Here is a 24,601-nt window from a genome sequence, read left to right as displayed (position 1 = left end):
TGTTGTGTCAAAATTCATCGTCTTCAAACACCAAATCAGCATCTTTTTCCCAGATTTCCATCTCGCAAGGTTTACAGTTAAATTTCAATTTGTACTCGTTTTCACCATGCTTTAAAACAAGCGGTTCAACCACTTTATCACCCATACTCTCTCGTTGAAATTTAGGGCATTTACCTAGTTCATATTTCACACAATATTTGGTTGTCATTACACGAGATTTTCCAGGATCCCATTGTAATTCAAAAGCTTTTTCAATTTCAGTAACACCATGTCGTTTATAAAAAGAGCGAGCTAATTTGTTGGCAACGTTATAGGTAAAATCTAATTGAGTTACGGGGTAGGGATGGTCAGTTTTTTTTATTTGATATTCTTCTCGATGATATTCATTTACTCTTATATCTATCAATTGGTCAAGAACTTTTCTTCTTATTTCGTTTATTTTAGAAATGGGTAAAAACCAATTACTAGTAAAATCTATTTTAATACCATCAACAATAAAAGGGGTATTTCCTGTTTTTGATAGGTTGTTTTTAATGTTTAGAATTACAGATTCTTCATTTTTACTTTTCTCTTTTTCTGTTTCAATTTTAGCAATGCTCTGATGACCATCTTCATCAGTAGCTACTAGTTTAAAACCTTTATTTGTTTCAGAAAAAATGAAGTTAACCCCAATTTTACGAATAGCGCTATCTTCACGTTCAACCAATTTGTTAAATGAAGCGTCAGCATTTCGGTATATTACAGTTCCTTCTTTTATAGGTTTAAAAGTATTTGGAATAACTAAACCGTTTATAATGGTGTTAATTTGAGCTCCATCAGCTTCATTATTTTCATTGATAAAATAAAGACCATCTCCATTGTTTAATTTGTCTGCATTTTCAATAAAATAACCTTTGTTGGTTGTACTTATCAATTGACCAATCACTTGTCCTTGCGATTTAGGGGTTTCCCAAGAACCAATTTTTTCGGTTCGTTTGTTTACAAAATAATCGGTGTAACCTCTATTAAAACTTCTATCCATTTCTGCGTCAAAATTGTAAAAAGTTCTACCCGATGAAGATTTTTGGTAATTAGGGTTGTTTTCTAGAAAAGCATCTAGCTTTTTTCTCAAATAAGAAACATTGTTTTTAACATAAACAAGGTCTTTTAAGCGTCCTTCTATTTTAAAAGAGGTAATACCTGCTTCAATTAAGTTTGGTAATTGGTTGCTTAAATCTAAATCTTTAATGGAAAGTAGGTGACTATTAGCTATTAATGTTTTACCAGTTCCATCTATTAAATTATATGGTAATCGGCAATTTTGAGCACACGAACCTCTGTTTGCACTTCGTTCACCACCAGCTATACTCATGTAGCAATTTCCACTAAACGAAACACATAGTGCTCCCGAAACAAAAAATTCCAATTCAACATCAGTTGCATCATGGATTTCTTTTATTTGATCTAAATTTAATTCTCGAGCCAAAACAACTCGTTTCATTCCTGCGTCAGCAAGAAACTTAACATGCTTTGGGTCTCTATTGTTGGCTTGGGTACTAGCATGAATTACAATAGGAGGTAAGTCCATTTCCATTATGGCCATATCTTGTACAATTAGGGCATCAACACCTATATCATACAGTTCATAAATAAGTTTTTTACAATCATCTAACTCCTTGTCGTATAATATTGTATTGATTACCACAAAAACTTGTGCTTTAAATAAGTGAGCATATCGAACCAACTCTGCAATATCTTCAACGGGATTAGTTGCATTTGAACGAGCCCCGAATTGAGGTGCTCCAATATAAACAGCATCAGCACCAGCATTAATAGCTGCCATGCCTTGAAATAAATTTTTGGCAGGAGCCAGAATCTCAACTTTCTTTTTCATACAGTTACAAAAATCCTAAATAATTTAATACAATCGAATAATAAATTGGATTTGAAAAATTAAAGTTGGTAGAGTATTATTTAATTTCGTAGCGTTATTAACTCATCATGTTGGCTATGAACAAACTTGTTTTTTTATTCTTGTTAATAGTTGTTCTTCTATCGAGTTGTTCGTCGGTTAAAAAAATTGAAGCCATTAAACCAGAACCAGATGATGCTAGTCCTTTGGTATACGATAACACTCCTTCTTTTATTAGTCTGCCTATTAGTATTAAACTTAAAGATGTGGAACATCAAATTAATAAATTGCTTCACGGCTTAATTTATGAAGATAACAATATTGAAGATGATGACATTGCTGTTAAAATTTGGAAGTTGGCCCCAATAATACTCGAAAATCAGCAAGAAGGAAAAATAAAAACAACCTTACCTTTAAAAGTACTTGTTAAGTATCGCTATGGATTTAGCAAGTTTGGAATTTCCATGTATGATACTCGTGACATCGATTTAAGCGGGACAGTTACTTTGGTTAGTAATGTTGGATTGGTTAATTGGAATTTAAACACTCAAACCGAACTAAAATCGTTAGATTGGACCTATTCGCCAACGATAAATATTGCAGGAAAGAATATAGCCATTACATATTTAATTAACCCTGCAATACGATTGTTTAAAAAGGATATTGAAAAAAGTATTGATGATGCGATAAAAGAATCAATGGATTTTAAACCTCATGTTTTAGATGCCTTAGATAAAATTTCAACTCCCTCAGAAATAAGTTCAGAATACCAAAGTTGGTTAAGGATTGTTCCAATAGAATTATATACTACAAAATCAAATTTAGAAAACAGTGTAATTAGTTTAAACATGGGCTTAAAATGTTATATCGAAACACTAATTGGACAACAACCTGAACCAAAATTTGACCGAAATGATATCGTGTTAAAACCTGTTTCTAAAATGCCCGATAAAATAAATGCCAACATTGTAGCTGTTTCTACCTATAAAGAAGCTACAAATTTGATGATGAAAAATTTTAAAGACCAAGAATTTGGAGAAGGTAAAAAGAAAGTAACTGTAAAAAGTATTGCCATTTGGCAAAAAGATTCAAAATTGGTTATTGCATTAGATTTACTTGGGAGTGTAAACGGAACCATTTATTTAACAGGGTTTCCGCAATATAACGAAACTACTAAGGAACTGTATTTTGATGAATTGGATTATGTGTTGGATACAAAAAGCAAATTGTTGAAATCCGCAAATTGGTTAGCATCAAGTTTTGTGTTGAAAAAAATTAGAGAAGCTTGTAGGTATTCAATAGCAACCAACCTTGACGAAGCGAAACAAGAAATGCAAAAATACACCCAAAATTATTCGCCAATGCAAGGCGTTTATGTAAATGGTGAAATTGGTGATATTGAGTTTAAAAAAATTCAGTTGACCAATAAAGCAATTCTTGCTTTTTTAAATATAAATGGTAAAATTGATGTAGCTATTGATGGGTTGAAATAATAGGTTAACCATGAACAGTTTCCGATTTTCCGTAGTTTTTAATCACTTCGCCTTCAAATTCAATTAAATCTTTCCAACGTTTATCAACATCTAATCCTTTTCCATATTTTCTTGCAAACCCTATAAAAGTGGTATAATGTCCTGCTTCACTTATCATTAAATCGTGATAAAATTTGGCTAATTCTGGGTCGTTAATTTTTTCTGACAATAGTTTAAAGCGCTCACAGCTTCTGGCTTCTATCATCGCAGAAAACAACAATCGATCTACCAAACTTTGTTGACGGTTACCACCTTTAATCATAAACTTAAACAATTCATTTACGTAGCTATCTTTACGCTCACGCCCCAAAGTATAGCCACGTTTCTTAATTATTTCATGTACCATTTCAAAATGCTGCAATTCTTCTTGAGCAAGAGCTAATAAATCGGTTACTAAATCAGTATGTTCGGAGTTTAACGATATAATGGTAATGGCATTGGTAGCAGCTTTCTGCTCACACCACGCATGGTCAGTTAAAATTTCTTCAATATTCGATTCTACAATGTTTACCCAACGTGGGTCGGTTTCTAGTTTTAATCCAAGCATAAATTCATGTTTTTTTATTCGGCAAAAGCTATAATGTGTCCATCTAAATCACTAATGTATCCAACTTTATCACCCCAATCTCTTTGAATAAAAGGGCTAATTTCAGTAGCGCCCAATTTGATTCCTCTATTCAAATATTCAGTAGCATGTTTTACTTTTAAATACAATTCACACCTTGGTATACCATTTCCAATATTGGGGTGTGGAGTTCTATTACCCAATATTTTTACAATACCATTTTCTGGCATTAGCCCAAGTTTACAATTGTCTGCTAAGGTAAATTCTGTCATGCCTGGAACATGTAATGATGGTTCAATTAATAATAATTGTTGGTAGAAATTTTTACTTTTCTCTTGGTCGGCAACGTACAAAATAAATTCACAAGCTATCATAACATAAAAATAGTAAATAAGTTATTCTTTTTCGGTATCAAAAATACTTTTAACAGCATCTTCGTATGCAGTAATATTTTTGGCTTTTTTTATCTTTTTAAATACTTTTTTAGGGTTGATAAAGGTGGGGGCGAAATACTCCCAATAATGCATCATTTTTAAAATGGTATGACTATCACCTGATAAAGCCTGACTAAATTCATCGAATAAAGTATCGTGAAATTTACTAAATATTTCTAATCTGTTTTCGGGATACTTAGTTGTATTATTTTTAATCATATTGGGTAAAAAAGGGTCAGCAATTAAACCTCTACCAATCATCCAATGATTAATTGTTGGAAAACGATTTTTCAACTCATTAAAAGCATTAACAGATGTAATATCACCATTGTAGTATATTTTATGGTTGGTATGCTCCAAACATCGTTGAAACGAATCTAAATCAACACCACCTTTGTACAACTGTTTACCAATACGAGCATGGATAGCAATATTTTTAATGGGATATTTTTCTAAAAGTGGGAATACCTCTAAAATTTCTGTTGGATTATCGTAACCCATTCTCATTTTCATGGAAACAATGATATTGCTTTCGGCATGAACTTTATTTAAAATAGCATCAATTCGTTTTGCATCATTAATTAAACCAGAGCCTAAACATCGGTTAGTTACCATAGGGTAGGGACAACCCAAATTCCAATTGAGTTCTTTGTAGCCAAATTGCTGTACATATTTTGCTACAAACAAAAACTCATCAGCATCATTGGTCATTATTTGAGGAATAAGTTCTTTTACGGTATTGTTTTTTGGTAAAATATCACGCTCAAAAGCAGGTTTTATTTCCATTTTTCCGTTAAAACGGATGTAAGGCGTATAAAATGTGTCGATACCTCCAAAATATTTATTGAAAGCATTTCTAAACCTATAATCGGTAAATCCTTGGAGAGGCGATGAAAGTAGTGTGTGATTCACTAAAATTATTCTTTTTAGATAAAATTTTACTGTAACAAAGGTATGTTTTTTACGTCTGTAGAATATAAATCTGATAAAACAAACCGCTATCGTGCATAATTTTTAATTGTTTTATTTTTACTTTCGCACTATGGGAAAAGTAATAGGAATAGCTGGTAAAGAAAAACCAGGATCAGACATGGTAGTTTATGCCTCAGCAAAAGCGTCGATAGAAAAAGGTATTGGAGATGATTATCGTGGAATAAAAAAAGATGATAGACAGGTTTCTATAATGTCGTTAGAAAGCTGGGACGAAGTTTGTGCGGAGCTTAATCGTAAATTGCATTGGACAAAAAGAGAGGTTAATGTTTTAGTTGAAGGTGTTGATTTAGTAGATTCTGTAGGAGATATTTTAAAGATTGGTGAGTTTTATATTGAAATTACAGCAGAATTAAAACCCGGAAACAAAATGGATACTGTTTCGGCAGGCTTAAAAAATGCACTAACTCCAAACTGGAGAGGTGGTGTAACTGGAAAAGTATTAAGCGATGGAATGATTCATGAAGGTGATACAGTTACTTTAATGGAAAGGGCTTAAAACAAACTCAACTGTTCGCTTGGTCGGCAAAAAGCTTTTAAATTATAGGCTGGCCAAACTCTATCTTTTAAGTATTTATTTCGGGCTACATCAAACATATTTTTAATCATATAAGATGTTTCACCATGCAATTTCATTCGGTTTTTTCCTTTACTGTGTAAATTGCCATTGTTAATTTCTCTAATTTGATTCAATACTTTATCAGCTCTATCAGGATAAGTAGTTCTTATCCAGTTTTCAAAAATCTCTGCAATTTCTCCGTTTAAACGAACTGTGGTATAACCAACCGACAAAGCACCTAATTCAGCTACTTTTTTAACAATGTTTGGTATTTCATGGCTGTTTAAGCCGGGTATAATAGGAGCAACCATAACATTTACAGGAATGTTGTTGGCGGCAAGCATTTCTAAGGTTTCCAATTTTTTTTGAACAGAAGCTGTTCTTGGTTCTAATACACTTCTTAATTCATTATCAAACGAGGTGATGCTTAAACTTACATGCACCAGGTTAAGTTTAGCCAATGGTATCAATAAATCGATATCTCGTTGAATTAAAGAATTTTTGGTAATAATACTTACAGGATGTTGGTATTTTAAACAAACCTTTAACAATTCTCTCGTAATTTGTAACTTTCGTTCAATGGGTTGGTAGCAATCGGTATTTCCAGACAACATAATTGGGCTAACTATCCATTTTTTAGTATTGAATTGTTTTTCTAATAACTTAGGAGCTTCGGGTTTGTAAATAATTTTACGTTCAAAATCTAACCCTGCACCATAACCCCAATACTGATGGCTTTCTCTAGCATAACAATACACGCAGCCGTGTTCACAACCTTGATAGGGATTCATTGAATACATAAAAGGAACAGTAGGACTATAAACCTTGTTTACTATCTTTTTAGGATGTTCTGCTATATACTGTGTTTTTGTGTTTTCCAAAAAAGGAACATCTATTCCCTCAAGGTGTTCATTTACATATTGAGTTTTAAAAAATCGGTTGTTTACTTGGATTTGACTTCCTCTGCCTTTTATGGATTGTTGTATCATAGTATTATGGATTTAATATTTTATAAAGTTAGCTACAATTATTGGTTTATTTGACTTATATTTGTAGTTATGGGAAAATTAGCTAAAAACATTAAGCATTTAAGAACTTTAAAAGGGTTAACTCAAGAACAGTTAGCTATTGAATTAAATATTACTAAATCGAGAATAGGCTCATACGAAGAGGGTAGGTCAGAACCATTAATAGACACATTAATTGAATTTTCAACTTATTTTAAATTACCTATTGATGCATTGGTTAAAAATGATTTGAGTTTAAGTTCAACCGATACGTTTATTGATATTGGGAATCAACGGGTGTTATTTCCGATAAGAGTGGATGAGAACAATGATAATGTAATAGAGGTGGTTACCAAAGAAGCCTCAGCTGGTTACTTGCAAGGTTATACCGACACCGAATTTGTTGCCAATCTGCCAATCATGAGTTTAAATTTTTTACCAACAGGGAAACATCGTGCATTTCCAATAAAAGGAGATTCCATGCATCCTTGGGTTAAGGATGGAGATGTGGTGGTTTGTGAATATTTAGAAAGTATTCATCAAGTTAAAAACAGCTACTGTTACATTATTTTAACTAAAAATGATGGTTTGGTGTATAAGCGTGTTTTTACAGATAAAATAGAGGAGGGATATTTAACTCTTTCGTCTGACAATAAAATGTACCAACCTTATTTGTTGCATTTATCCGATGTGTTAGAAATTTGGCAATTTAAACTCAACTTGTGTATAGGACAATACCAAGAAGACGAGTTAAATCCTGCCAGCATTTTAAATTTAATGAGAAGTGTTGGAATTGAATTAAAGGATTTAAAAAGTAGAGTAGGGAGGCTAGAAGAATAAAAAAAAAAGACACTTCAAATGAAGTGTCTTTTTAATTTATTACGATTATACGAAACTATTTTTTGTTGATTAACAACTCATAATCATCAAAATCAATTTTACCACCAAATAGTTTCATTGATTTGTCAATAATAGTTCTAGCTTGTGCATCAGGATAGCCCAATCCAATAGCATAACGCTCAATTAATTGAATTTGTTTTTCATCCAAATTATGGTCGGCAGCCATCATCTTAAAAAAGTCATAAATTCTTTCCAATCTAACCTCTGAACGAACAGGTGGTATCAACGGGTAGTTTTTTCTGTTTTCAACAATTTGAACATACTCATCAGCTGTAATTCCTAATCTATGAGCAAATTTTTTAACAATTTGTTCTTCGTCTGAATTAAAATTACCATCAGCATAAGCCAAGTTTACGATAGCTGCAAAATGTGCTAAATTGTTTCTATGTTCACTTGATTCGTATAAATCTATAATTGACATAATGTTTTTTCTTTAAATTAATTTTTCGCAAAATAACTCAATTTATTACTAATTAAGAACTATATACTTTCAATTTATTTGCATTTTTAATTCGAAATAAAAACAATTAAAATTTATCTTTGAAACATGAACCAAATCAAGTATTTACTACCGTGCGGTTATTTAGCATAATGTCAAATTATATGACTTATTTATTTGTCTTATAATGTATTGCGTTATGTTAACATAACTTTGGTTAATAATTAATTTAGTTTAAAATCTTCCAACAAATTTTATATGTTTTAAGTAGCTTTGTTTTTCAAAAGCGGAAAACATTGTTAAAATTTGTTGGAAGATTTTAAACGACCACTAATAAAAAAATGTGAGGAACGAACGGTGTTTTTTTAGTAGTGGAAATTAATTGTTAAAGCGTTGCCCGTGCGGTTATTTAACATAACGACTAATTATAGGAAAAAATTATAACAAATGGAAAAAATAGAACATTTAGAAACTACAAAGCTATTAACAATACATAGTATTAAGTTTAGAGCATTAGCTGAGGCTCTAAAAAAAGTTGATGAAAATATATTTAATGAGTATGAGTTAATATTTAGAAAATTAGAATCTGAGAATCAAATTCTAAAAGATATTAACGAAGAGATTTCTTTGCTTCGACAAAATCGTCAATAAAGCCAAACTGCAAGGCTCTTTTTCTTAATGTTCTTATTTTTTTAGTAACACTCATAATTTTGTCCTATAATGTATTGCGTTATGTTAATATAGCTTAGGTTTTTAAAGAATTAATTCTTTTAAAAGGGCAAAAAAAAAATTATTAAAACAAAATCAAGTAAGGGTTTAAAATTTGCGGTTCAGTTATTCACACTTTTCTATTTTTTTAAATAGGAGTTCATGATTTCCGTTTTACTCCAATTAAAGCAAATTTTAAACTCTTACCTACCTCTTTCTTTTAGCAAAAAATGGGTAAAGCCTTTTTAGCTTTACTTATTTTTTAGCTGCGTGAGGGATAGAAGCGATACCCCACAGCGAAGCGAGGCGTATAAGCGGATAGCCCGACCTTTAGGGTACGCCCTAAAAATTCAACTTTGCCTTAAATCCATAACAATAAATATTCTATATTTTTCGTTTAGGTATTAATCTCAATGTATTTACTTAAAAATGAAATATTTAATTAGTTGTATAATTCTATTCAGCATTTCAAATTGCTATTCACAAGAGATACTATTTGAAAAATTAAATGTTGACACATTAAATAATTATATACTTAATTATATGAATCATGTAAGAGATTCTTTAAACGCCAAGAATAAATATAAAACAAAAGAAAGGTGGGTGAAACCATTATTTAAGAAATATGGTTATTATAAAACAGATACATTAGCAAAAGATACTGTCATTGTTAATGTCTTAAAACAAGATAGTAATTTAATTAAAGCTGCAAAACACCAAGTAAATTACATCTATGAGATTAATAAAGCAGAACATGAACAATATCCATATTATAATGGAATTAAAGTAGAGGTAGATACCATTTTAAAAACCTTAATAGATAGAGAAAAATATTTTAAAACAAATTTAAAATCAGAAATTTGTTTACAAACAGGATATGGGTATAAGAAAAATGGATATTTCATACCTTTTAGAAATGAAACTGAATTTGAAATTTATAAGTTTTTTTCTAAAACTATAGTAAATCTATATTTAAGCTCAAAAGGACATAGAGAATTATTATTACATCCAAGGTACAAGTTAACAGGTATCGCTACTGTAGAATCTAAAGATGGTTATAATATTTTTAATACCATTGTATTTGATTGATTATTAATTCTTATATTAGACATATGTTAGGAGTGTATAATAATAATGTTATGAAGCTAATTAGAAAATTCATTATCATCTTTATATTTTTCCCATTTAGTTTAAATGCACAAATAATAAAAACCGAACATATTTCATATAGTATAAGAGAGCCTGGTGAAACAACATGGTCTAGTTGGAAAGATGGAGTGCAACCTATTACTTTTAATATAAATGAGAATAAAATAACAGTTGGTATTCTTAACTTTCGAATAGTTAAATATTACGGAGTAGTGCCATCAGAATTTAAAGGTGCAAAAATGCATAAATGGAACGTGATTGAAATTGGCACACCTAATGAATATACAATTTATGTAAAGATCTTAGATGGTGGAAAAAATCTGTTATACATAATAGAGAATTCAGACCAAGTCATAGATATCTGTGCAGGATTCAATTTTACTGGTTTTACAAACGCATTAAATACTAGTAGTAAAACGGATAACACTCCAAGTTATATTGTTTATTCCATTAATAAACTCCATTCTATTCTTCAATGTCATTACTGTAAAAAGCAATACACAATGGAATTACCATCAAGAATTGTTGAAACATCGAATTCAGAAGGTAAATCTGCTTTAATTGAAGCTGCTTATTTTTACTCCAATCAAGTAGATAATACAAATATGATTAATAGTAAATGTTTAGCACTAAGTAATGAAAGTGATAAACATGAATTTCTAGAGATTAAGAAATGGAATACTATCCTGCAGAAAAAGGAACACAATGAATCTTATGATGAAGTCATGAAGTCATACGAGAGCTTAGGTGCTATAGAAAAATCAATTTTTGTTAACTGCATGAAAGCATCTACAGCAGCGCTAGCTGCAGGAAAAATTAGTGGAATAGATTAGTTTTTTATAATTACTACCTTAAAATAGAAAACGCTACTTCTAACAAATAGTATAAAAGGTTTATAACAATATTTATATTATGAAAATAGATAACCCAGAAAACAGAATAGCAATTGCAAATTTAATTTGCGATTTACGATTAAAAGATTACCCAATAAATATTTACAAAAGATTAATTAATACCCTTTTATGGTCTGTAACTACAGATTCATATAATGGTAAGGTTGACGATATTAAATACAAAAAATTATATTGGACAGAAAAAGCAATAAAGAAAAGAAATAAGAATATCAAAGATAAAGTTGATATTAATAAAGGTTTAAGACATGAACATTTAATACCTAAAAATTTAATTAGAAATAGCATAGAAAGTTTAAAACAACCTACACCCGAGTTAATTCTAGAGGTAATAAATAATTATGAATTTGCTGCAATTGTTACAAAGGAAGAAGATGATAAGATTAATAAAATTGGCTTACGACAAAAAATACCTAAGGGTTATACATTAGAAAATGCCACAGAAGACTTAGTGTTAAGTAGATATATTGAAGCAGGAATTAAATTATATGAAGTTCAATTTATTGAAAATGAAGTTAGAAGCATAAATGAAAAATTAATCTTTAAAAACAAGAAACACATAATTAGACCTGACAAAGGATGAGTAAACTCTACAAATATGCCCAGCATTTTACCAAGCTCGAACTAATGAAAGCTCGGTTAGAAGTATTCCAAAATGAAAGTGGGAGAGAGGGAGTAGATTTTATTGTTAAAACCAAATCAGGTAATTATCACGAATTGTATTTGCAGCCCATCAACTTAGAAATAGAAAGAAGCGTTAAAATCACAAAAACCGTTTTAGGAGAACCAAAAGACAACCTTTGGGTGGCGTTGGTGCTGTTTATGAAAGACATTGAACCGGTATTGTATTTAATACCATCAACACAACTCGCAAAGCCCGATGATTACATATTTATCAATAACGACCAAGGCGAACGCTTCAAACACTTGTCAAATTGGGAAATAAAGGTATTTACCAAGGCAATTCCAGAGTTGAGCAAGTTTGCTTTAGATAATATGTTACAAAGTTTATAGTTTTCTATTTAACATAATTATTAGCAGGATTTAAAGAGCGTTGGCAGGAAAGAAATGCGGGCAAGCGTTTGGCGTGAATGGACAAATGCTTAGTAATACATTAAAGGCGTTTACGTTTTTCCCGCCTTAGCGGGGAACTTACTTTAATAGAATTACTTGCATTTGTACAGAGAGCGTTGAAGCATATTTCTTTCTTGATTTTTTGGTTCTTTTTTATCAAGAAAAAAGAATAAATCAAACCAACTCAGTGACGCAGCATAGAAAAATGCGAAAAAAAGCCTTATTAAGGCAAATAGCATTTTTTGTATGCAAGTGAACTACCACATAATTTTTTTGAGCGATGGCAAAAGAATAAATTTTTTAAAAAAGAAAGGCATGTGCGGCTATTTACACATAATGGCTAATTATAGGACAAATGGAGGGAAACGGAATTCACGAATACATTAATTTAAAATAAAAAAGAATGAGTAAAATGATATACCGCTTAAAATCTAAACTTCCTGAGAAACGGAATGAAATGGAGTTCATGAGTTCCATTAAAAAAATAAACAACTCACGAATAATCGAATATTTTTAAATTTACGGAGAATTACTTTGAATACGAGAATTTAAAGAAGCGTTGGAATGTGTGTTCTATTTACTTTGCTGCCATAAGCAAAGCAAGTGAGGAACGAACGCAGACATAATATCCATTATAGTTGACAAACGCGTTAAAGACTTAAAAAAATAAGAATAGCGTTTTGTCCTATAATTAATATTATGTTAAATAGAATATTTTTTACACCTAATTATATCGTATCATTGTAATATAAATGAACACTTCCATCCAACCGAAAATTGAGGCTATAGAAATTGTTTTTGAAGACGATTATATTATTGCTGTAAATAAACCCAATAACTTTTTGGTACACCACTCACATTATGCCAGAAATATTGAAGAACCAACATTGTTAGAACAGTTAACCAATCAATTAGGTACTGAATATTACCCTATACATCGTTTAGACCGTAAAACCTCTGGAATTATACTTTTAGCTAAACAAAAAGAATTTGTAGCTCCGTTTCAAGAACTGTTTAATCAAAACGATATTCACAAAACATATTTTGCTATTGTTCGTGGTTTTTCGCCAAATACGGGTAAAATTGATACTCCAGTAAAAAATGACGATACGGGTGTTTATAAAGATGCGTTAACCAATTACCAAACCATTTGCAGTATAGAATTAGACATTCCAGTTACACCTTACGATAAATCGCGTTACAGTTTAATAAAATTATTACCTGAAACTGGTCGTATGCATCAATTGCGTAAACACATGAACAAAATTAATCATCCAATTGTTGGTGATTATAAATACGGCGATCGGTTTCATAACCGTATGTTCGAAACACAGTTTAACTGCAACTATCTTTTTTTGCACGCTTATAAAATTGAGTTTACTCACCCCCTAACCCTTAAAAAAATAAGTTTAACAGCCGAGTTTCCTTTAGATTGGATGCTTATTTTTAACGTTTTTAATTGGAACATTAATGAGAATTGACAAATTTATTTGGGCGGTACGTTTGTTTAAAACCAGAACATTAGCAGCAAAAGCTTGCGATGGCGAAAAAGTAAAACTTAATGGAGCTTTCGTAAAACCGAGTAAAGTAGTTAGTATTAGCGATGAAATAGCTTTAAAAGTGATACCTATTTGGCGAACTTTTAAGGTATTAGACTTACCAAAATCGAGAGTTGGCGCAAAATTAGTTAGTCAATACATTGTAGAAACTACTCTTGAAGCAGATTTGGTTCAACTAGAACAAATTCAATTGCAAAATCATCAAAACAAAGTACTTGGAATAAAAGGTCGTCCAACTAAAAAAGACCGTAGAGATTTAGATAAATTAACCGATTAATTAAATCTTTTATAAAATCGTTATATTTACAGATACCTAACCAATAAAAGAACAAAAAATGGAAACTAAAAAAACAATCATTGTATCAGTAATAACAACACTAGCAACAATGTTAATTGTGGCGGTAATTATGCACCTGTGTTGTGGTAATTGTGGTGGAAAATCATCATGCTCAAAAGCAAAATCGCATTGCGAACAGTCTTCTTCTTGCAAATCGGAATCAGCTTGTTCTGGTAAATCAAAATGTGGAAAAGAAAAAAAATGTGCTAAATCATCATGTGAAAAAGGCACGAAAACTATGGAGTGGACATCGGAAGATGGTGATAAAGTAGTTAAAAAGGTTATTGAAGTAGAGATTGATGAAAAAAAATAATGAATTAATTGACTTTAAAACAACAATAATATGGGACCAAATTTTTTAATTTTATTAGCAGCAGCATTAGTACCAATGGTAATGGGTTTTATCTGGTACAATCCGAAAACCTTAGGTAATGCTTGGATGAAAGCTGCAGATGTAACCGAAGAAAAAATGAAAGGAGCTAATATGGGCTTAATTTTCGGATTAAGTTATGTATTTAGCTTAATGTTAGCTTTAGCTGTATATTTCATTGTTGTACATCAAGCACACATTTTTTCGGCTTTAATGAACGAGCCAGGTATGCAAGATCAAACTGGAGAAGCTTGGACTTTTGCTCAAGATTTTATGACTAAATATGGTCAAAACTTTAGAACATTTAAGCACGGTTTATTTCATGGTATATTAGACGGAATTGTTTTTGCTTTACCAATTTTAGCCACCAATGCCATGTTTGAAAGAAAAGGATTTAAATACATTGCCATTAACGGTGGATATTGGATTATCACCATTGGTTTAATGGGCGGAATCATTTGTCAGTGGGCTTAACACATATCATCATTAAATAAAAAAGCAGCCATTGGCTGCTTTTTTTATATTCCTTTAATTCTCTCCCAAAGCGAACCAATTAATTTACCACCCTCTTTAAAAGTACGTGGTCGTTCAATAGCTTGAAATTCTCCATGTTCATCGTACATCAATTCAAAACTAAAAATAAACTCCGAATTTTTAGCATCTATTCCATTTTGTCCGAATCGTAAATCGTTAAACAACAATTTACCATCACGTTCTTCAATAGTAAACCATCCTTCCGATATTTTTATTAGTTGTTTAATCTTCTTTTCGTTTATCATGTTACCCAACAAATGATGGTTTTTGGGAATCATCTCCGAATATGCTACATCTTGTTTGTCTAACAAGGAATAATAACCCACCAAAAAACCATCGTCTAACATTACATTGGCGCTCCATAATATCGAATTTAAAGGTGTTGGACGAGTTTTAACTTCAATATATTCAATGTGTTGTTTCTCTAACGATGCAATAAATTTAGGATAGCTTATCCATTTGAAGCCCAGTGTTAATACCATGTAAAAGCTACTAACTATTAATCCTAAGTTATTTAATGTTTTGCGTTTTACGGTGCCTTTTTTGTAGCACATTGCTGCAATTAAAAAAGCTATAAAAGGTAAGGTATATAAAGGGTCGGCAACAAATATGTTTTTATAAGCAACACGGTATTCGTGAGGCCAAAAAAGTTGTGTTCCCCAGGTAGTATGAGCATCTAATAAGGGATGAGTAATTAAACTTAAAAACATTAACCACGTCCAATCTTTCCAAGTAGCATTAAGTTTACGATGAATTTTACTGACAATCCAACCCAAAATGGGTGCGAAAATGACACTAAACAATATAGAATGAGAAAAACCACGATGTATTTCTAGTGCCGTAACATTGTCGGTAAAATGTTTTGCAAACACATCCAAATCAGGGGTAGTACCTGCAACAGCACCCCATAAAATAGCCCAATTTCCTACTTTTTTCCCAATAGCTGCTTCACCAACAGCCGAGCCTAAAACTATCTGGGTTAAGGAATCCATCGTTTAAACAAAATTGGCTTTAAATGGTTTCCTTAATTCAAACTCACTTGGTGTTATGGTTTTTAGTATGGGTTTGATGAGTTTGTTTTTTACCGAATTTTTATGTTTTACATATAATTTCATATTGGTAGGAACAGCACCTAAACAACTTTTAATTTCTTCAGCAGTTCTTCCAAAGCGTACTTCTGTTGTTTTTTTCTGAATGGCAACTGCCACTAAATCGTACAACATACGTTGGTAAAGGGCATACTCAATATTGTAATCGTAGTCAATACCAACATAATTGGCATCTAAAACATTGTTAAACCAAAAAGCTGAACTAAATCCAATTAATTTATTTTCTAGAAAATAACCGGTTACAATAAATTGAGTTTTCAATTCTCGTTTAAAGTTAACAAATGCTTGTCCGTTTAGTTCTCCTAAAGAATAATCTGATTTATCTAATACATTACGATACAGTTCTTCAATGCGGTTTTGATGTATTAAAATTTCCTCATCAGTTAAATTTCGCTGAACAATATCAGCCGATTTCTTAACCACACTTTTTGCTTTAGTTCTAAATTTAGTGGTCATACTCATTAAGTAATCGTCTAAATTATTCCATGAAGGATGTATTTGTAAAATCATGTTGACATCAATCATAAAATCCCTGAAATCATCTTTTTTAAGCTGGTCGCTTTTATTAAAATTATCGGGCCAAAACTCTTTTAATAATATTACTGATGATTTCCATGTAGATTCTTCTTGTTTACGCAATTCTTTTAAGGCGTTATTCAAGCCAATGTATGCTTCTTCATTGGTTAGCTCATTTGAATAAATAAAACCATTTTCGCCACAGCAAAATACATTGCCACAAACCATTAACCCTACTTCGAGCGATTGGATTAACTTGTTTTTAATGTGATTGGTTAATATACACAACTGTTCTTGATAAGGTGAGCCTTTATCGATAAACTTTACAAGTTGAACAGAAGCAATTGCAACGGGTTTGTTGTTTTTATAAAACTGTATATATTTAAATTTAAGTTGAAATTTTAAAGCACTTTCTAATGCTCCTAAATAGTTGATTGATAAATAAATATTGTTGTTTATTTCATTCCAATGTTTATCGTTTACAGCATAAATGGAGTCGTAAAAACTGTAAGAAAGTTGGTGTTCGGCTTTACTTTTATTGGTTTGGTTCATTTAAATTTGATTAGAGGTTAAATTTAAGTTTTTAAACTGTTCAAAATCTTATCAATTTGTTAATTTTGTATAAATGGCACTGTTGCATGGTTATTTGTTAGGGTTAGGTTTTGTGATCTTCTTGGGTCCTGTGTTTTTCTATTTACTAAAATCTACCCTCGATGGAGGTTTCTTCTCTGGGTTATCAGTAGCTTTAGGTATTGTTTTTGCCGATTTAGTATGTATTATTATTTGCTCGTTGGGTGCAATAGCTTTTTTTGAAAACTCTAAAAATCAGTTTTGGATAGGTATAGTTGGAGGGTTAATTTTATTAGCGTTAGGGCTAAAATTTATTTTTAAACCTCAAATAAACACTGAGGTGGCTGCAAAAAAAATAACATTATCGAAAGCCAATTATGTTGCCTTTTTTACTCAGGGTTTTTTAATCAATTTTATCAATCCTTTTGTTTTTGTGGTGTGGATTGGAGTAATTGGTGTGGCTAAAGCAGAGTATCCTAATACCAACGATTTGTTTATGTTTTTAGGTGCAGCATTGCTGGGTATTTTTTCTACCGATTTATTAAAAGTGCTTACTGCACATCGAATTAAAAAATTTTTAAGTCCAAAACATTTAATTAACATTTATCGAGTTTTTGGTTTAATCCTCCTTGTATTTGGTATTTGGGCAATTGTTTATTGTTTTAAATAAATGATGGAAAACAAAAAAAGGGAAGATAATTTATCTTCCCTTTTTTTTTGATTACGAGTACCTATCAATTATTGATATTTTGCTTTAATTGCTTTTGCTTTATCGTATTGCTCTGTTTGAGTATATACTTTAATAAGCATGTTAGCCGTATCTACATCTTTTGGATTAAGCTCATTAGCTTTTTCTATTGATGGTATTGATGTTTCAAACAATTTTTTAGCCTCTAATTTCATTGCCTCAAACTTTTTGGTTTCGTTGTAAGGCAAAGCATTTGCTTCGTTAATTTTTTCTGCACCTTTATTAAAGAAATAAGCTCCTAAGTTAAAGTGTGCATCGTAATAATCAGGTTTGATTTCAATCGCTTTTTTATAATCCGCTACAGCTTTATCTTCGTTTTTTAAGTTTTCGTAAACTGTACCTCTAGCAAAATATAACACTTCGTTTTTAGGATTATTAGTAATCGCTAAATCTAAATTAGTTAAAGCTTCTTGGTGCTTTCCTGATGCTAAATAACCATCTAATTCAGTAACAATTAAATTATAATCGTTAGGATAAGCTTTTCTACCTTTTTTTACAATTTCATCAGCTTTTGCAGTATCGCCTTCTTTTTTGTAGATTTTTGATAAAGACATGTAAAGGTTTGGTCCGTTACCATCAACATTGTACTTTAACATAATTAAACCTTCGTAAACTTGTTTTGCAGTAGCGTTATCACCAGCTAATTCAGATGCTAAAGCAGTATTGTACATCATCATGGTATCCATCTTTCCTGTAAATTGACCCAACATTAATGATTTACCAAAACTTTCTTGAGCGCCTTTGTAATCTTTATTTTGGAATTGACCAATACCTTTATTACCATATTCTCCAGATAAACCAGGTATTTTTCTGCTAATGATATCCATATTGTATGTTTCATCATCAACTTTGATTTTACCTTCAAATGCCTCTTTAATGGCCATCATAAACTTCATTACATCTTCATCTTTTTCTAAGTCAAGTTTTTTAAGTTCTGGGTCTTGAAAATTTAATACCATAGCTTTCATATACGAATCAGTACATTTTTCTAGAGCATCTGCATCTAAACTCACACACGATTCTTTGCTTGTTTTACTTGCTAAAACATTAAAGTAAAGGTTACCTCTGTAATACCACGTTTTTGCCCATGTTTGAGCTTCAGCATCATTAATTGCTTCATTAATTGCAGCTAAACCATCAACTAATTCGCTACATTTTAATGAACGTTCGAATGCTTTATTGTAATTGTAAGCACTCACCACTTTAGCTTTTTGAGCAAATCCTAAGGAAGCTACAACAATAGTGGTTATTGTTAAAACTGTTTTTTTCATAAATTTTAATTTTATTCTTCGTTGTTTAAATCTTCTTCTGTATTATCAATATCCTTGCCACTATCAGTTTCGTCAGCTACATCAGCATCAGAAACTTGTTTTGCAACAACATTTCCTTCTTCATCTATTTGATCTGTCTCCTCATCTTCATTGTGTTCAACTCGAGTTACTGCAGCAATAGAATCGCCGTTACGTAAGTTTATTAAACGAACACCTTGAGTAGCTCTACCCATTACGCGTAAATCTTTTACAGCTAAACGAATAACGATACCGGATTTGTTGATAATCATTAAATCATCCTCGTCAGTAACACATTTAATTGCAATTAAATTACCTGTTTTATCGGTAACATTAATGGTTTTAACACCTTTACCACCTCTGTTAGTAACTCTATAATCTTCAACATCAGAACGTTTACCGTAACCATTTTCTGAAACTACTAAAATATGTTGCGATTCTGGGTCAGTAATGGTAATCATACCAATTACTTCGCCATTTTCAGGAATGGTAACTCCTCTTACACCTGAAGCGTTTCTACCCATTGGACGAACTTTTTCTTCGTTAAAACGAATTGCACGTCCTGATTTAATCGCCATAATAATTTCGTCCTTACCTGAAGTTAATTTTGCTTCTAACAATAAATCTCCTTCTCTAACTGTAATGGCATTAATACCATTGGCTCTTGGACGAGAATAGGCTTCTAAAGTAGTTTTCTTGATGATTCCTTTTTTGGTACACATTACAATGTAGTTGTTGTTAATGTAATCATCATCTTTTAAATCTTTAACATTGATGTATGTTAAAATTTTATCATCAGGCTCAATATTGATTAGGTTTTGAATAGCTCTACCTTTCGATTGTTTTGTACCTTCTGGAATTTCAAATACTCGCATCCAATAACACTTACCTTTTTCAGTAAACACTAGCAAATAGTTGTGTGTAGTTGCTACAAATAAGTGTTCTAAGAAATCTTCATCACGAGTTGCCGTTCCTTTTGAGCCTACTCCTCCTCTATTTTGTAATTTGTATTCCGATAAAGAAGTACGTTTCATGTAACCCAAATGAGAAATAGTAACTACCACCTCTTCATCAGGAATCATGTCTTCGATACTAAAGTCACCACCAGCGTATTCGATAACACTTCTACGCTCGTCGCCATATTTAGCTTTAACTTCTAATAACTCATCAATAATAATTTGCATTCTTCGTTCTTCATTTGCTAAAATATCTTGCAAATCTTTAATTAAATTCATGATTTGTTCGAATTCAGCTCTTAACTTATCTTGCTCCAGTCCTGTTAATTGTCTTAATCTCATTTCAACAATCGCTCTCGACTGTAGGTCAGATAAATTAAATCGCTCCATTAAGCTTTCTCTTGCTTCATCTGGGCTATTTGATGCTCTAATTATTTTTATTACTTCGTCAATGTTATCAGAAGCAATAATTAAACCTTCTAAAATATGAGCTCTTTCTTCTGCTTTTCTTAAATCGTATTGAGCTCTTTTTACTACAACCTCATGTCTAAATTCAACAAACTCAACAATAATATCTTTTAGGTTTAACATTACAGGTCTTCCTTTAACTAAAGCAATGTTATTTACACTAAATGAGGTTTGTAACCCTGTATATTTAAATAAATTATTTAATACTACATTCGCAATTGCTTCACGTTTTAATTCGTAAACAATTCGCATACCATTTCTATCCGACTCATCTCTAATATCAGAAATCCCTTCGATTTTTTTATCGTTGATTAAATCGGCTGTTTTCTTAATCATTTCAGCCTTGTTGGTTTGATAAGGTATTTCTGAAACAATAATTTGCATTCTACCCGATCCTACTTCTTCAATCTCCGCTTTTGCACGCATTACAATACGTCCTCTACCAGTTTCAAATGCTTCCTTAACACCTCCGTAACCATAAATAATACCACCTGTTGGGAAATCAGGAGCTTTGATGTGTTGCATCAAGCCTTCAACATCGATATCTTTATTATTAATGTAAGCAACAATACCATCAATAACCTCTGTTAAGTTATGAGGGGCCATATTAGTTGCCATACCTACAGCAATACCCGACGCTCCATTTATTAACAAAGCAGGTATTCTTGTTGGTAATACCGTTGGTTCTTCCAACGAATCATCAAAGTTTAATTTAAAATCAACCGTTTCTTTGTCGATATCTGCCAACATGTCTTCGGCAATCTTTCTTAACCTAGCCTCTGTGTAACGCATTGCAGCAGGACTATCACCATCAACAGATCCAAAGTTACCTTGTCCGTCAACCAACATGTATCGTAACGACCATTCTTGTGCCATACGCACCATAGAGTCGTAAACTGCAGTATCGCCATGCGGGTGATACTTACCTAAAACCTCACCTACAATTCTTGCTGATTTTTTATGTGCACTATTTGAACGTACACCTAAATCCATCATACCGTACAAAATTCTTCTGTGTACTGGTTTTAAACCATCTCTCACATCAGGTAAAGCACGAGAAACAATAACCGACATCGAATAATCGATGTACGCTGATCTCATTTCATCATCAATATTTATCTGAATTATTTTTTCTCCTTCAGCCATAATTTTTCCTTATTTAAACTCAATAAAATACCTTTTTTTTAGACCTTCGAAAATACACATTAAAAAAAGGTTTTCCCCTTAAAAAAAAGACTTACTTACTAACAAATTTTTGTTGAAAAATGAACATCTTCATAAACGGTTAAATATTTGATATATATTTACTTTTGAATTAAGCCAATAAGTCTTAACTTTATTAATCGAGTTGAGTCTAAAAACTAAATTTATGGATGCGAATTTTTCAGTAAAAGTTAAAGATGTTATCACTTACAGTAAAGAAGAAGCTTTACGTTTAGGTCATGACTACATTGGTGTAGAACATCTTTTATTAGGTATTATAAGAGAAGGAAATGGTTTAGCCATTAAAATATTAAAATCGCTGGGGGTTGATATTAAAGAGCTTCGATTAAAACTTGAAGAATCAACTAAGGCTGGCGATGCTGCAACACATACAATGGCTAATATACCTTTGATTAAACAAGCCGAAAAGGTATTAAAGATAACTTATTTAGAGGCAAAGATGTTTAAAAATAACATTATTGGTACTGAACACCTTTTGTTATCGATATTAAAAGAAGAAAATAGTGTTGCTTCAAAAGTTTTAAACTTATTGAATGTAAATTATAACGATGTTAAAGAAGAAATTATGATATTAAATTTAGTTGAAGAGGATCAACTTCCAAAAGCAGAATTTCCATCTGATAATGAAGATGACGATGACGGAAAGGGTTTTATGGGTAGTTCGGGTTCTGGCGCTGCAAAATCGACAGATGCGAAATCAAAAACTCCTGTATTAGATAATTTTGGTAGAGATTTAACCAAATATGCCGAAGAAGGTAAATTAGACCCTATTGTTGGTCGTGAGAAAGAAATAGAACGTGTTTCTCAAATATTATCACGTAGAAAAAAGAACAATCCTATTTTGCTTGGTGAACCTGGTGTTGGTAAATCTGCTATAGCTGAAGGATTGGCTTTAAGAATTATTCAAAAAAAGGTTTCAAGGGTTTTATTCGGAAAACGAATTGTAACACTTGATTTGGCTTCGTTGGTTGCAGGAACAAAATACAGAGGTCAGTTTGAGGAACGAATGAAAGCGGTAATGAACGAGTTGGAAAAATCTCCTGACATTATCCTTTTTATTGATGAAATTCATACCATTATTGGGGCTGGTGGAGCATCAGGTTCATTAGATGCTTCTAATATGTTTAAACCTGCATTGGCAAGAGGTGAAATACAATGTATTGGTGCTACTACTTTAGATGAATACCGTCAGTACATAGAAAAAGATGGAGCTCTAGAGCGTCGTTTCCAAAAAGTAATGATTGAGCCAACTTCAGTTGAGGAGACTATTATCATATTAAATAATGTAAAAGAAAAATACGAAACCCATCACAACGTAATTTACACGCCTGAAGCTATTGAAGCTTGTGTGAAATTAACCGATAGATACATAACCGATAGGCATTTGCCTGATAAGGCTTTGGATGCTTTAGATGAAGCTGGTTCTCGTGTTCACATAACCAACATAAAAGTTCCAAAAAACATCTTGGATATTGAAAAGAAAATTGAAGACATTAAAGAGAAGAAAAACCAAGTTGTAAGAAGTCAGAAATATGAAGAAGCAGCTCAATTAAGAGATACAGAGCGAAACCTATTAAGAGATTTAGATAACGCTAAAAATGCGTGGGACGAAGAAACGAAAAACCACAAAGAAACTGTTACTGAAGATAATGTTGCAGAAGTTGTAGGTATGATGACTGGAATACCTACTCAACGTATTGCTCAAGCTGAAGGAGATAAATTATTCAAAATGAGTGAACTCATGATGGGTAAAGTTATTGGTCAGGATGAAGCAGTAAAAAAAGTAGTTAAAGCTATTCAAAGAAACCGTGCTGGATTAAAAGACCCAAACAAACCAATTGGTTCGTTTATATTTTTAGGTCCGACAGGTGTTGGTAAAACACAGTTAGCTAAAGTATTGGCTAGAACAATGTTCGACTCAGAAGATGCATTAATTCGTATTGACATGAGTGAGTACATGGAAAAATTTGCTGTTTCTCGTTTAGTTGGCGCACCTCCAGGGTATGTTGGTTATGAAGAAGGCGGACAATTAACAGAAAAAGTGAGAAGAAAGCCCTACTCTATTGTTTTATTAGATGAAGTTGAAAAAGCTCATCCAGATGTGTTCAATATTTTATTACAAGCGTTAGATGATGGTCAGTTGACAGATAGTTTAGGAAGAAAAATAAACTTCAAAAACACTATCATTATCATGACCTCTAACATTGGGGCTCGTCAATTAAAAGATTTTGGACAAGGCGTTGGTTTTTCTACAGCAGCTAAAAAAGAAAGTGCTGATGAACATTCGGCATCTGTAATACAAAATGCACTTAAAAAAGCTTTTGCTCCCGAATTCTTAAATAGAATTGATGATGTGGTAATGTTTAATCATTTAACACAAGAAGACATTCATAAAATTATTGATATTGAATTACAAAGTTTGTACAAGAGAATCATTGAATTGGGTTACCAAATTAATTTAACCGAACCCGCTAAAGATTTTATTGCGGATAAAGGTTATGACTCTGCATTTGGTGCTCGCCCATTAAAACGTGCTATTCAAAAATACTTGGAAGATCCTTTAGCAGAAGAAATTATTCAGTCTAAATTAACTGAAGGAGACACCATAATGGTTGATTTGCACGAAAACAAGGAAGAACTTGTTATTTCTGTTCAGAAAGCAAAAAAGAAAAAAAATAGTTCTGAATCAGAAAAAGAATAAAAAAAAAGCCCCGCAATATGGTGGGGCTTTTTTATGAAGTAAAAATTAATGGTATTTTAAT

The 24,601-nt window shown here is 31.7% G+C and carries 24 protein-coding genes; 14 read left to right on the top strand and 10 right to left on the bottom strand.

The features are described from left to right. Positions 1 to 7: 7 nt before the first annotated feature. Positions 8 to 1,873 (bottom strand): U32 family peptidase, encoded by a 1,866-nt coding sequence (locus H6589_05410; GenBank protein ID MCB9174027.1) that lies wholly within the window; start codon positions 1,871 to 1,873, stop codon positions 8 to 10. A gap of 116 nt (positions 1,874 to 1,989) precedes the next feature. Between H6589_05410 and H6589_05405 the strand changes: the two genes are divergently transcribed. Then, on the top strand, positions 1,990 to 3,384 hold the full coding sequence (locus H6589_05405; protein ID MCB9174026.1) for a DUF4403 family protein: 1,395 nt from the start codon (positions 1,990 to 1,992) through the stop codon (positions 3,382 to 3,384). A 4-nt stretch (positions 3,385 to 3,388) separates the two neighbouring features. Here H6589_05405 and H6589_05400 read toward each other — a convergent pair whose 3' ends face one another. The 3 genes from H6589_05400 to H6589_05390 are packed head-to-tail and all read right to left on the bottom strand — an operon-like array spanning position 3,389 to position 5,334. Further along, the gene (locus tag H6589_05400; GenBank protein ID MCB9174025.1) at positions 3,389 to 3,970 is read right to left on the bottom strand and encodes a tRNA-(ms[2]io[6]A)-hydroxylase; all 582 of its coding nucleotides are present in this window, start codon (positions 3,968 to 3,970) and stop codon (positions 3,389 to 3,391) included. A gap of 14 nt (positions 3,971 to 3,984) precedes the next feature. After that, positions 3,985 to 4,362, bottom strand: coding sequence for a lactoylglutathione lyase (locus tag H6589_05395; GenBank protein ID MCB9174024.1), 378 nt, complete (start codon positions 4,360 to 4,362; stop codon positions 3,985 to 3,987). A gap of 21 nt (positions 4,363 to 4,383) precedes the next feature. Then, the gene (locus tag H6589_05390; GenBank protein ID MCB9174023.1) at positions 4,384 to 5,334 is read right to left on the bottom strand and encodes a tRNA-dihydrouridine synthase family protein; all 951 of its coding nucleotides are present in this window, start codon (positions 5,332 to 5,334) and stop codon (positions 4,384 to 4,386) included. Positions 5,335 to 5,464: 130 nt separating this feature from the next. On the opposite strand from H6589_05390, the gene H6589_05385 reads away from it, so the two are divergent. Then, entirely contained in the window at positions 5,465 to 5,911 is a 447-nt protein-coding gene (locus H6589_05385) for a hypothetical protein (GenBank protein MCB9174022.1), read from the top strand. Here the strand turns inward: H6589_05385 and H6589_05380 are convergent. After that, a complete protein-coding gene (locus H6589_05380) occupies positions 5,908 to 6,960 on the bottom strand; it encodes a PA0069 family radical SAM protein (GenBank protein ID MCB9174021.1) in 1,053 nt (350 codons plus the stop codon). The two genes, H6589_05385 and H6589_05380, sit on opposite strands and share 4 nt — an antisense overlap. Before the next feature lie 69 nt (positions 6,961 to 7,029). Between H6589_05380 and H6589_05375 the strand changes: the two genes are divergently transcribed. After that, entirely contained in the window at positions 7,030 to 7,818 is a 789-nt protein-coding gene (locus H6589_05375; protein MCB9174020.1) for a helix-turn-helix domain-containing protein, read from the top strand. 55 nt (positions 7,819 to 7,873) lie between these two features. Here the strand turns inward: H6589_05375 and H6589_05370 are convergent, their stop codons facing one another. Beyond that, positions 7,874 to 8,299 (bottom strand): TerB family tellurite resistance protein, encoded by a 426-nt coding sequence (locus tag H6589_05370; GenBank protein ID MCB9174019.1) that lies wholly within the window; start codon positions 8,297 to 8,299, stop codon positions 7,874 to 7,876. Positions 8,300 to 8,764: 465 nt separating this feature from the next. Between H6589_05370 and H6589_05365 the strand changes: the two genes are divergently transcribed. From H6589_05365 to H6589_05325, 9 genes are all read left to right on the top strand, one after another. Then, positions 8,765 to 8,968 (top strand): hypothetical protein, encoded by a 204-nt coding sequence (locus tag H6589_05365; protein ID MCB9174018.1) that lies wholly within the window; start codon positions 8,765 to 8,767, stop codon positions 8,966 to 8,968. Positions 8,969 to 9,568: 600 nt separating this feature from the next. After that, positions 9,569 to 10,114: a hypothetical protein gene (locus tag H6589_05360; protein ID MCB9174017.1), complete on the top strand. Its 546-nt coding sequence runs from the start codon at positions 9,569 to 9,571 to the stop codon at positions 10,112 to 10,114. A 50-nt stretch (positions 10,115 to 10,164) separates the two neighbouring features. Beyond that, positions 10,165 to 11,007: a hypothetical protein gene (locus H6589_05355; GenBank protein MCB9174016.1), complete on the top strand. Its 843-nt coding sequence runs from the start codon at positions 10,165 to 10,167 to the stop codon at positions 11,005 to 11,007. A gap of 79 nt (positions 11,008 to 11,086) precedes the next feature. Then, a complete protein-coding gene (locus tag H6589_05350) occupies positions 11,087 to 11,668 on the top strand; it encodes a hypothetical protein (protein ID MCB9174015.1) in 582 nt (193 codons plus the stop codon). Between the two features lie 44 nt (positions 11,669 to 11,712). After that, entirely contained in the window at positions 11,713 to 12,099 is a 387-nt protein-coding gene (locus H6589_05345; GenBank protein ID MCB9174014.1) for a hypothetical protein, read from the top strand. A gap of 812 nt (positions 12,100 to 12,911) precedes the next feature. Continuing rightward, positions 12,912 to 13,640: a pseudouridine synthase gene (locus H6589_05340; protein ID MCB9174013.1), complete on the top strand. Its 729-nt coding sequence runs from the start codon at positions 12,912 to 12,914 to the stop codon at positions 13,638 to 13,640. Continuing rightward, positions 13,630 to 13,995, top strand: a complete 366-nt coding sequence (locus H6589_05335) for an RNA-binding S4 domain-containing protein (GenBank protein MCB9174012.1) — start codon at positions 13,630 to 13,632, stop codon at positions 13,993 to 13,995. The genes H6589_05340 and H6589_05335 overlap by 11 nt, the downstream gene beginning before the upstream one ends. A 58-nt stretch (positions 13,996 to 14,053) precedes the next feature. Beyond that, positions 14,054 to 14,368 carry a hypothetical protein gene (locus H6589_05330; protein MCB9174011.1) on the top strand — a complete coding sequence of 105 codons (315 nt, stop codon included), beginning with the start codon at positions 14,054 to 14,056 and terminating at the stop codon, positions 14,366 to 14,368. A 30-nt stretch (positions 14,369 to 14,398) separates the two neighbouring features. Further along, the gene (locus H6589_05325; protein MCB9174010.1) at positions 14,399 to 14,899 is read left to right on the top strand and encodes a DUF1761 domain-containing protein; all 501 of its coding nucleotides are present in this window, start codon (positions 14,399 to 14,401) and stop codon (positions 14,897 to 14,899) included. A 44-nt stretch (positions 14,900 to 14,943) separates the two neighbouring features. Here H6589_05325 and H6589_05320 read toward each other — a convergent pair whose 3' ends face one another. Both H6589_05320 and H6589_05315 read right to left on the bottom strand, forming a co-directional pair. Then, positions 14,944 to 15,951 (bottom strand): metal-dependent hydrolase, encoded by a 1,008-nt coding sequence (locus H6589_05320; GenBank protein MCB9174009.1) that lies wholly within the window; start codon positions 15,949 to 15,951, stop codon positions 14,944 to 14,946. Between the two features lie 3 nt (positions 15,952 to 15,954). Beyond that, on the bottom strand, positions 15,955 to 17,136 hold the full coding sequence (locus H6589_05315; protein MCB9174008.1) for a hypothetical protein: 1,182 nt from the start codon (positions 17,134 to 17,136) through the stop codon (positions 15,955 to 15,957). Between the two features lie 73 nt (positions 17,137 to 17,209). Between H6589_05315 and H6589_05310 the strand changes: the two genes are divergently transcribed. Then, positions 17,210 to 17,824, top strand: coding sequence for a LysE family transporter (locus H6589_05310; protein MCB9174007.1), 615 nt, complete (start codon positions 17,210 to 17,212; stop codon positions 17,822 to 17,824). A 68-nt stretch (positions 17,825 to 17,892) separates the two neighbouring features. Here H6589_05310 and H6589_05305 read toward each other — a convergent pair whose 3' ends face one another. Next, positions 17,893 to 19,173: a tetratricopeptide repeat protein gene (locus H6589_05305; GenBank protein ID MCB9174006.1), complete on the bottom strand. Its 1,281-nt coding sequence runs from the start codon at positions 19,171 to 19,173 to the stop codon at positions 17,893 to 17,895. Between the two features lie 11 nt (positions 19,174 to 19,184). Further along, positions 19,185 to 21,761 (bottom strand): DNA gyrase subunit A, encoded by a 2,577-nt coding sequence (gyrA, locus tag H6589_05300; GenBank protein ID MCB9174005.1) that lies wholly within the window; start codon positions 21,759 to 21,761, stop codon positions 19,185 to 19,187. 223 nt (positions 21,762 to 21,984) lie between these two features. Here gyrA and H6589_05295 point away from each other — a divergent pair, with 223 nt between their 5' ends. After that, positions 21,985 to 24,540: an ATP-dependent Clp protease ATP-binding subunit gene (locus H6589_05295; protein ID MCB9174004.1), complete on the top strand. Its 2,556-nt coding sequence runs from the start codon at positions 21,985 to 21,987 to the stop codon at positions 24,538 to 24,540. The last annotated feature ends 61 nt before the right edge of the window (positions 24,541 to 24,601 follow it).

Source organism: Flavobacteriales bacterium (assembly GCA_020635795.1).
Lineage (GTDB): Bacteria > Bacteroidota > Bacteroidia > Flavobacteriales_E > Vicingaceae > Vicingus.
This window is presented reverse-complemented; position numbering and strand designations above follow the sequence as displayed.

Excerpts from the sequence above, each read along its gene's own strand:
- H6589_05410 (MCB9174027.1), bottom strand. The coding sequence starts at position 1,873 with ATGAAAAAGAAAGTTGAGATTCTGGCTCCTGCCAAAAATTTATTTCAA.
- H6589_05405 (MCB9174026.1), top strand. The coding sequence starts at position 1,990 with ATGAACAAACTTGTTTTTTTATTCTTGTTAATAGTTGTTCTTCTATCG.
- H6589_05400 (MCB9174025.1), bottom strand. The coding sequence starts at position 3,970 with ATGCTTGGATTAAAACTAGAAACCGACCCACGTTGGGTAAACATTGTA.
- H6589_05395 (MCB9174024.1), bottom strand. The coding sequence starts at position 4,362 with ATGATAGCTTGTGAATTTATTTTGTACGTTGCCGACCAAGAGAAAAGT.
- H6589_05385 (MCB9174022.1), top strand. The coding sequence starts at position 5,465 with ATGGGAAAAGTAATAGGAATAGCTGGTAAAGAAAAACCAGGATCAGAC.
- H6589_05380 (MCB9174021.1), bottom strand. The coding sequence starts at position 6,960 with ATGATACAACAATCCATAAAAGGCAGAGGAAGTCAAATCCAAGTAAAC.
- H6589_05375 (MCB9174020.1), top strand. The coding sequence starts at position 7,030 with ATGGGAAAATTAGCTAAAAACATTAAGCATTTAAGAACTTTAAAAGGG.
- H6589_05370 (MCB9174019.1), bottom strand. The coding sequence starts at position 8,299 with ATGTCAATTATAGATTTATACGAATCAAGTGAACATAGAAACAATTTA.
- H6589_05365 (MCB9174018.1), top strand. The coding sequence starts at position 8,765 with ATGGAAAAAATAGAACATTTAGAAACTACAAAGCTATTAACAATACAT.
- H6589_05360 (MCB9174017.1), top strand. The coding sequence starts at position 9,569 with ATGAATCATGTAAGAGATTCTTTAAACGCCAAGAATAAATATAAAACA.
- H6589_05355 (MCB9174016.1), top strand. The coding sequence starts at position 10,165 with ATGAAGCTAATTAGAAAATTCATTATCATCTTTATATTTTTCCCATTT.
- H6589_05350 (MCB9174015.1), top strand. The coding sequence starts at position 11,087 with ATGAAAATAGATAACCCAGAAAACAGAATAGCAATTGCAAATTTAATT.
- H6589_05345 (MCB9174014.1), top strand. The coding sequence starts at position 11,713 with ATGAAAGCTCGGTTAGAAGTATTCCAAAATGAAAGTGGGAGAGAGGGA.
- H6589_05340 (MCB9174013.1), top strand. The coding sequence starts at position 12,912 with ATGAACACTTCCATCCAACCGAAAATTGAGGCTATAGAAATTGTTTTT.
- H6589_05335 (MCB9174012.1), top strand. The coding sequence starts at position 13,630 with ATGAGAATTGACAAATTTATTTGGGCGGTACGTTTGTTTAAAACCAGA.
- H6589_05330 (MCB9174011.1), top strand. The coding sequence starts at position 14,054 with ATGGAAACTAAAAAAACAATCATTGTATCAGTAATAACAACACTAGCA.
- H6589_05325 (MCB9174010.1), top strand. The coding sequence starts at position 14,399 with ATGGGACCAAATTTTTTAATTTTATTAGCAGCAGCATTAGTACCAATG.
- H6589_05320 (MCB9174009.1), bottom strand. The coding sequence starts at position 15,951 with ATGGATTCCTTAACCCAGATAGTTTTAGGCTCGGCTGTTGGTGAAGCA.
- H6589_05315 (MCB9174008.1), bottom strand. The coding sequence starts at position 17,136 with ATGAACCAAACCAATAAAAGTAAAGCCGAACACCAACTTTCTTACAGT.
- H6589_05310 (MCB9174007.1), top strand. The coding sequence starts at position 17,210 with ATGGCACTGTTGCATGGTTATTTGTTAGGGTTAGGTTTTGTGATCTTC.
- H6589_05305 (MCB9174006.1), bottom strand. The coding sequence starts at position 19,173 with ATGAAAAAAACAGTTTTAACAATAACCACTATTGTTGTAGCTTCCTTA.
- gyrA (MCB9174005.1), bottom strand. The coding sequence starts at position 21,761 with ATGGCTGAAGGAGAAAAAATAATTCAGATAAATATTGATGATGAAATG.
- H6589_05295 (MCB9174004.1), top strand. The coding sequence starts at position 21,985 with ATGGATGCGAATTTTTCAGTAAAAGTTAAAGATGTTATCACTTACAGT.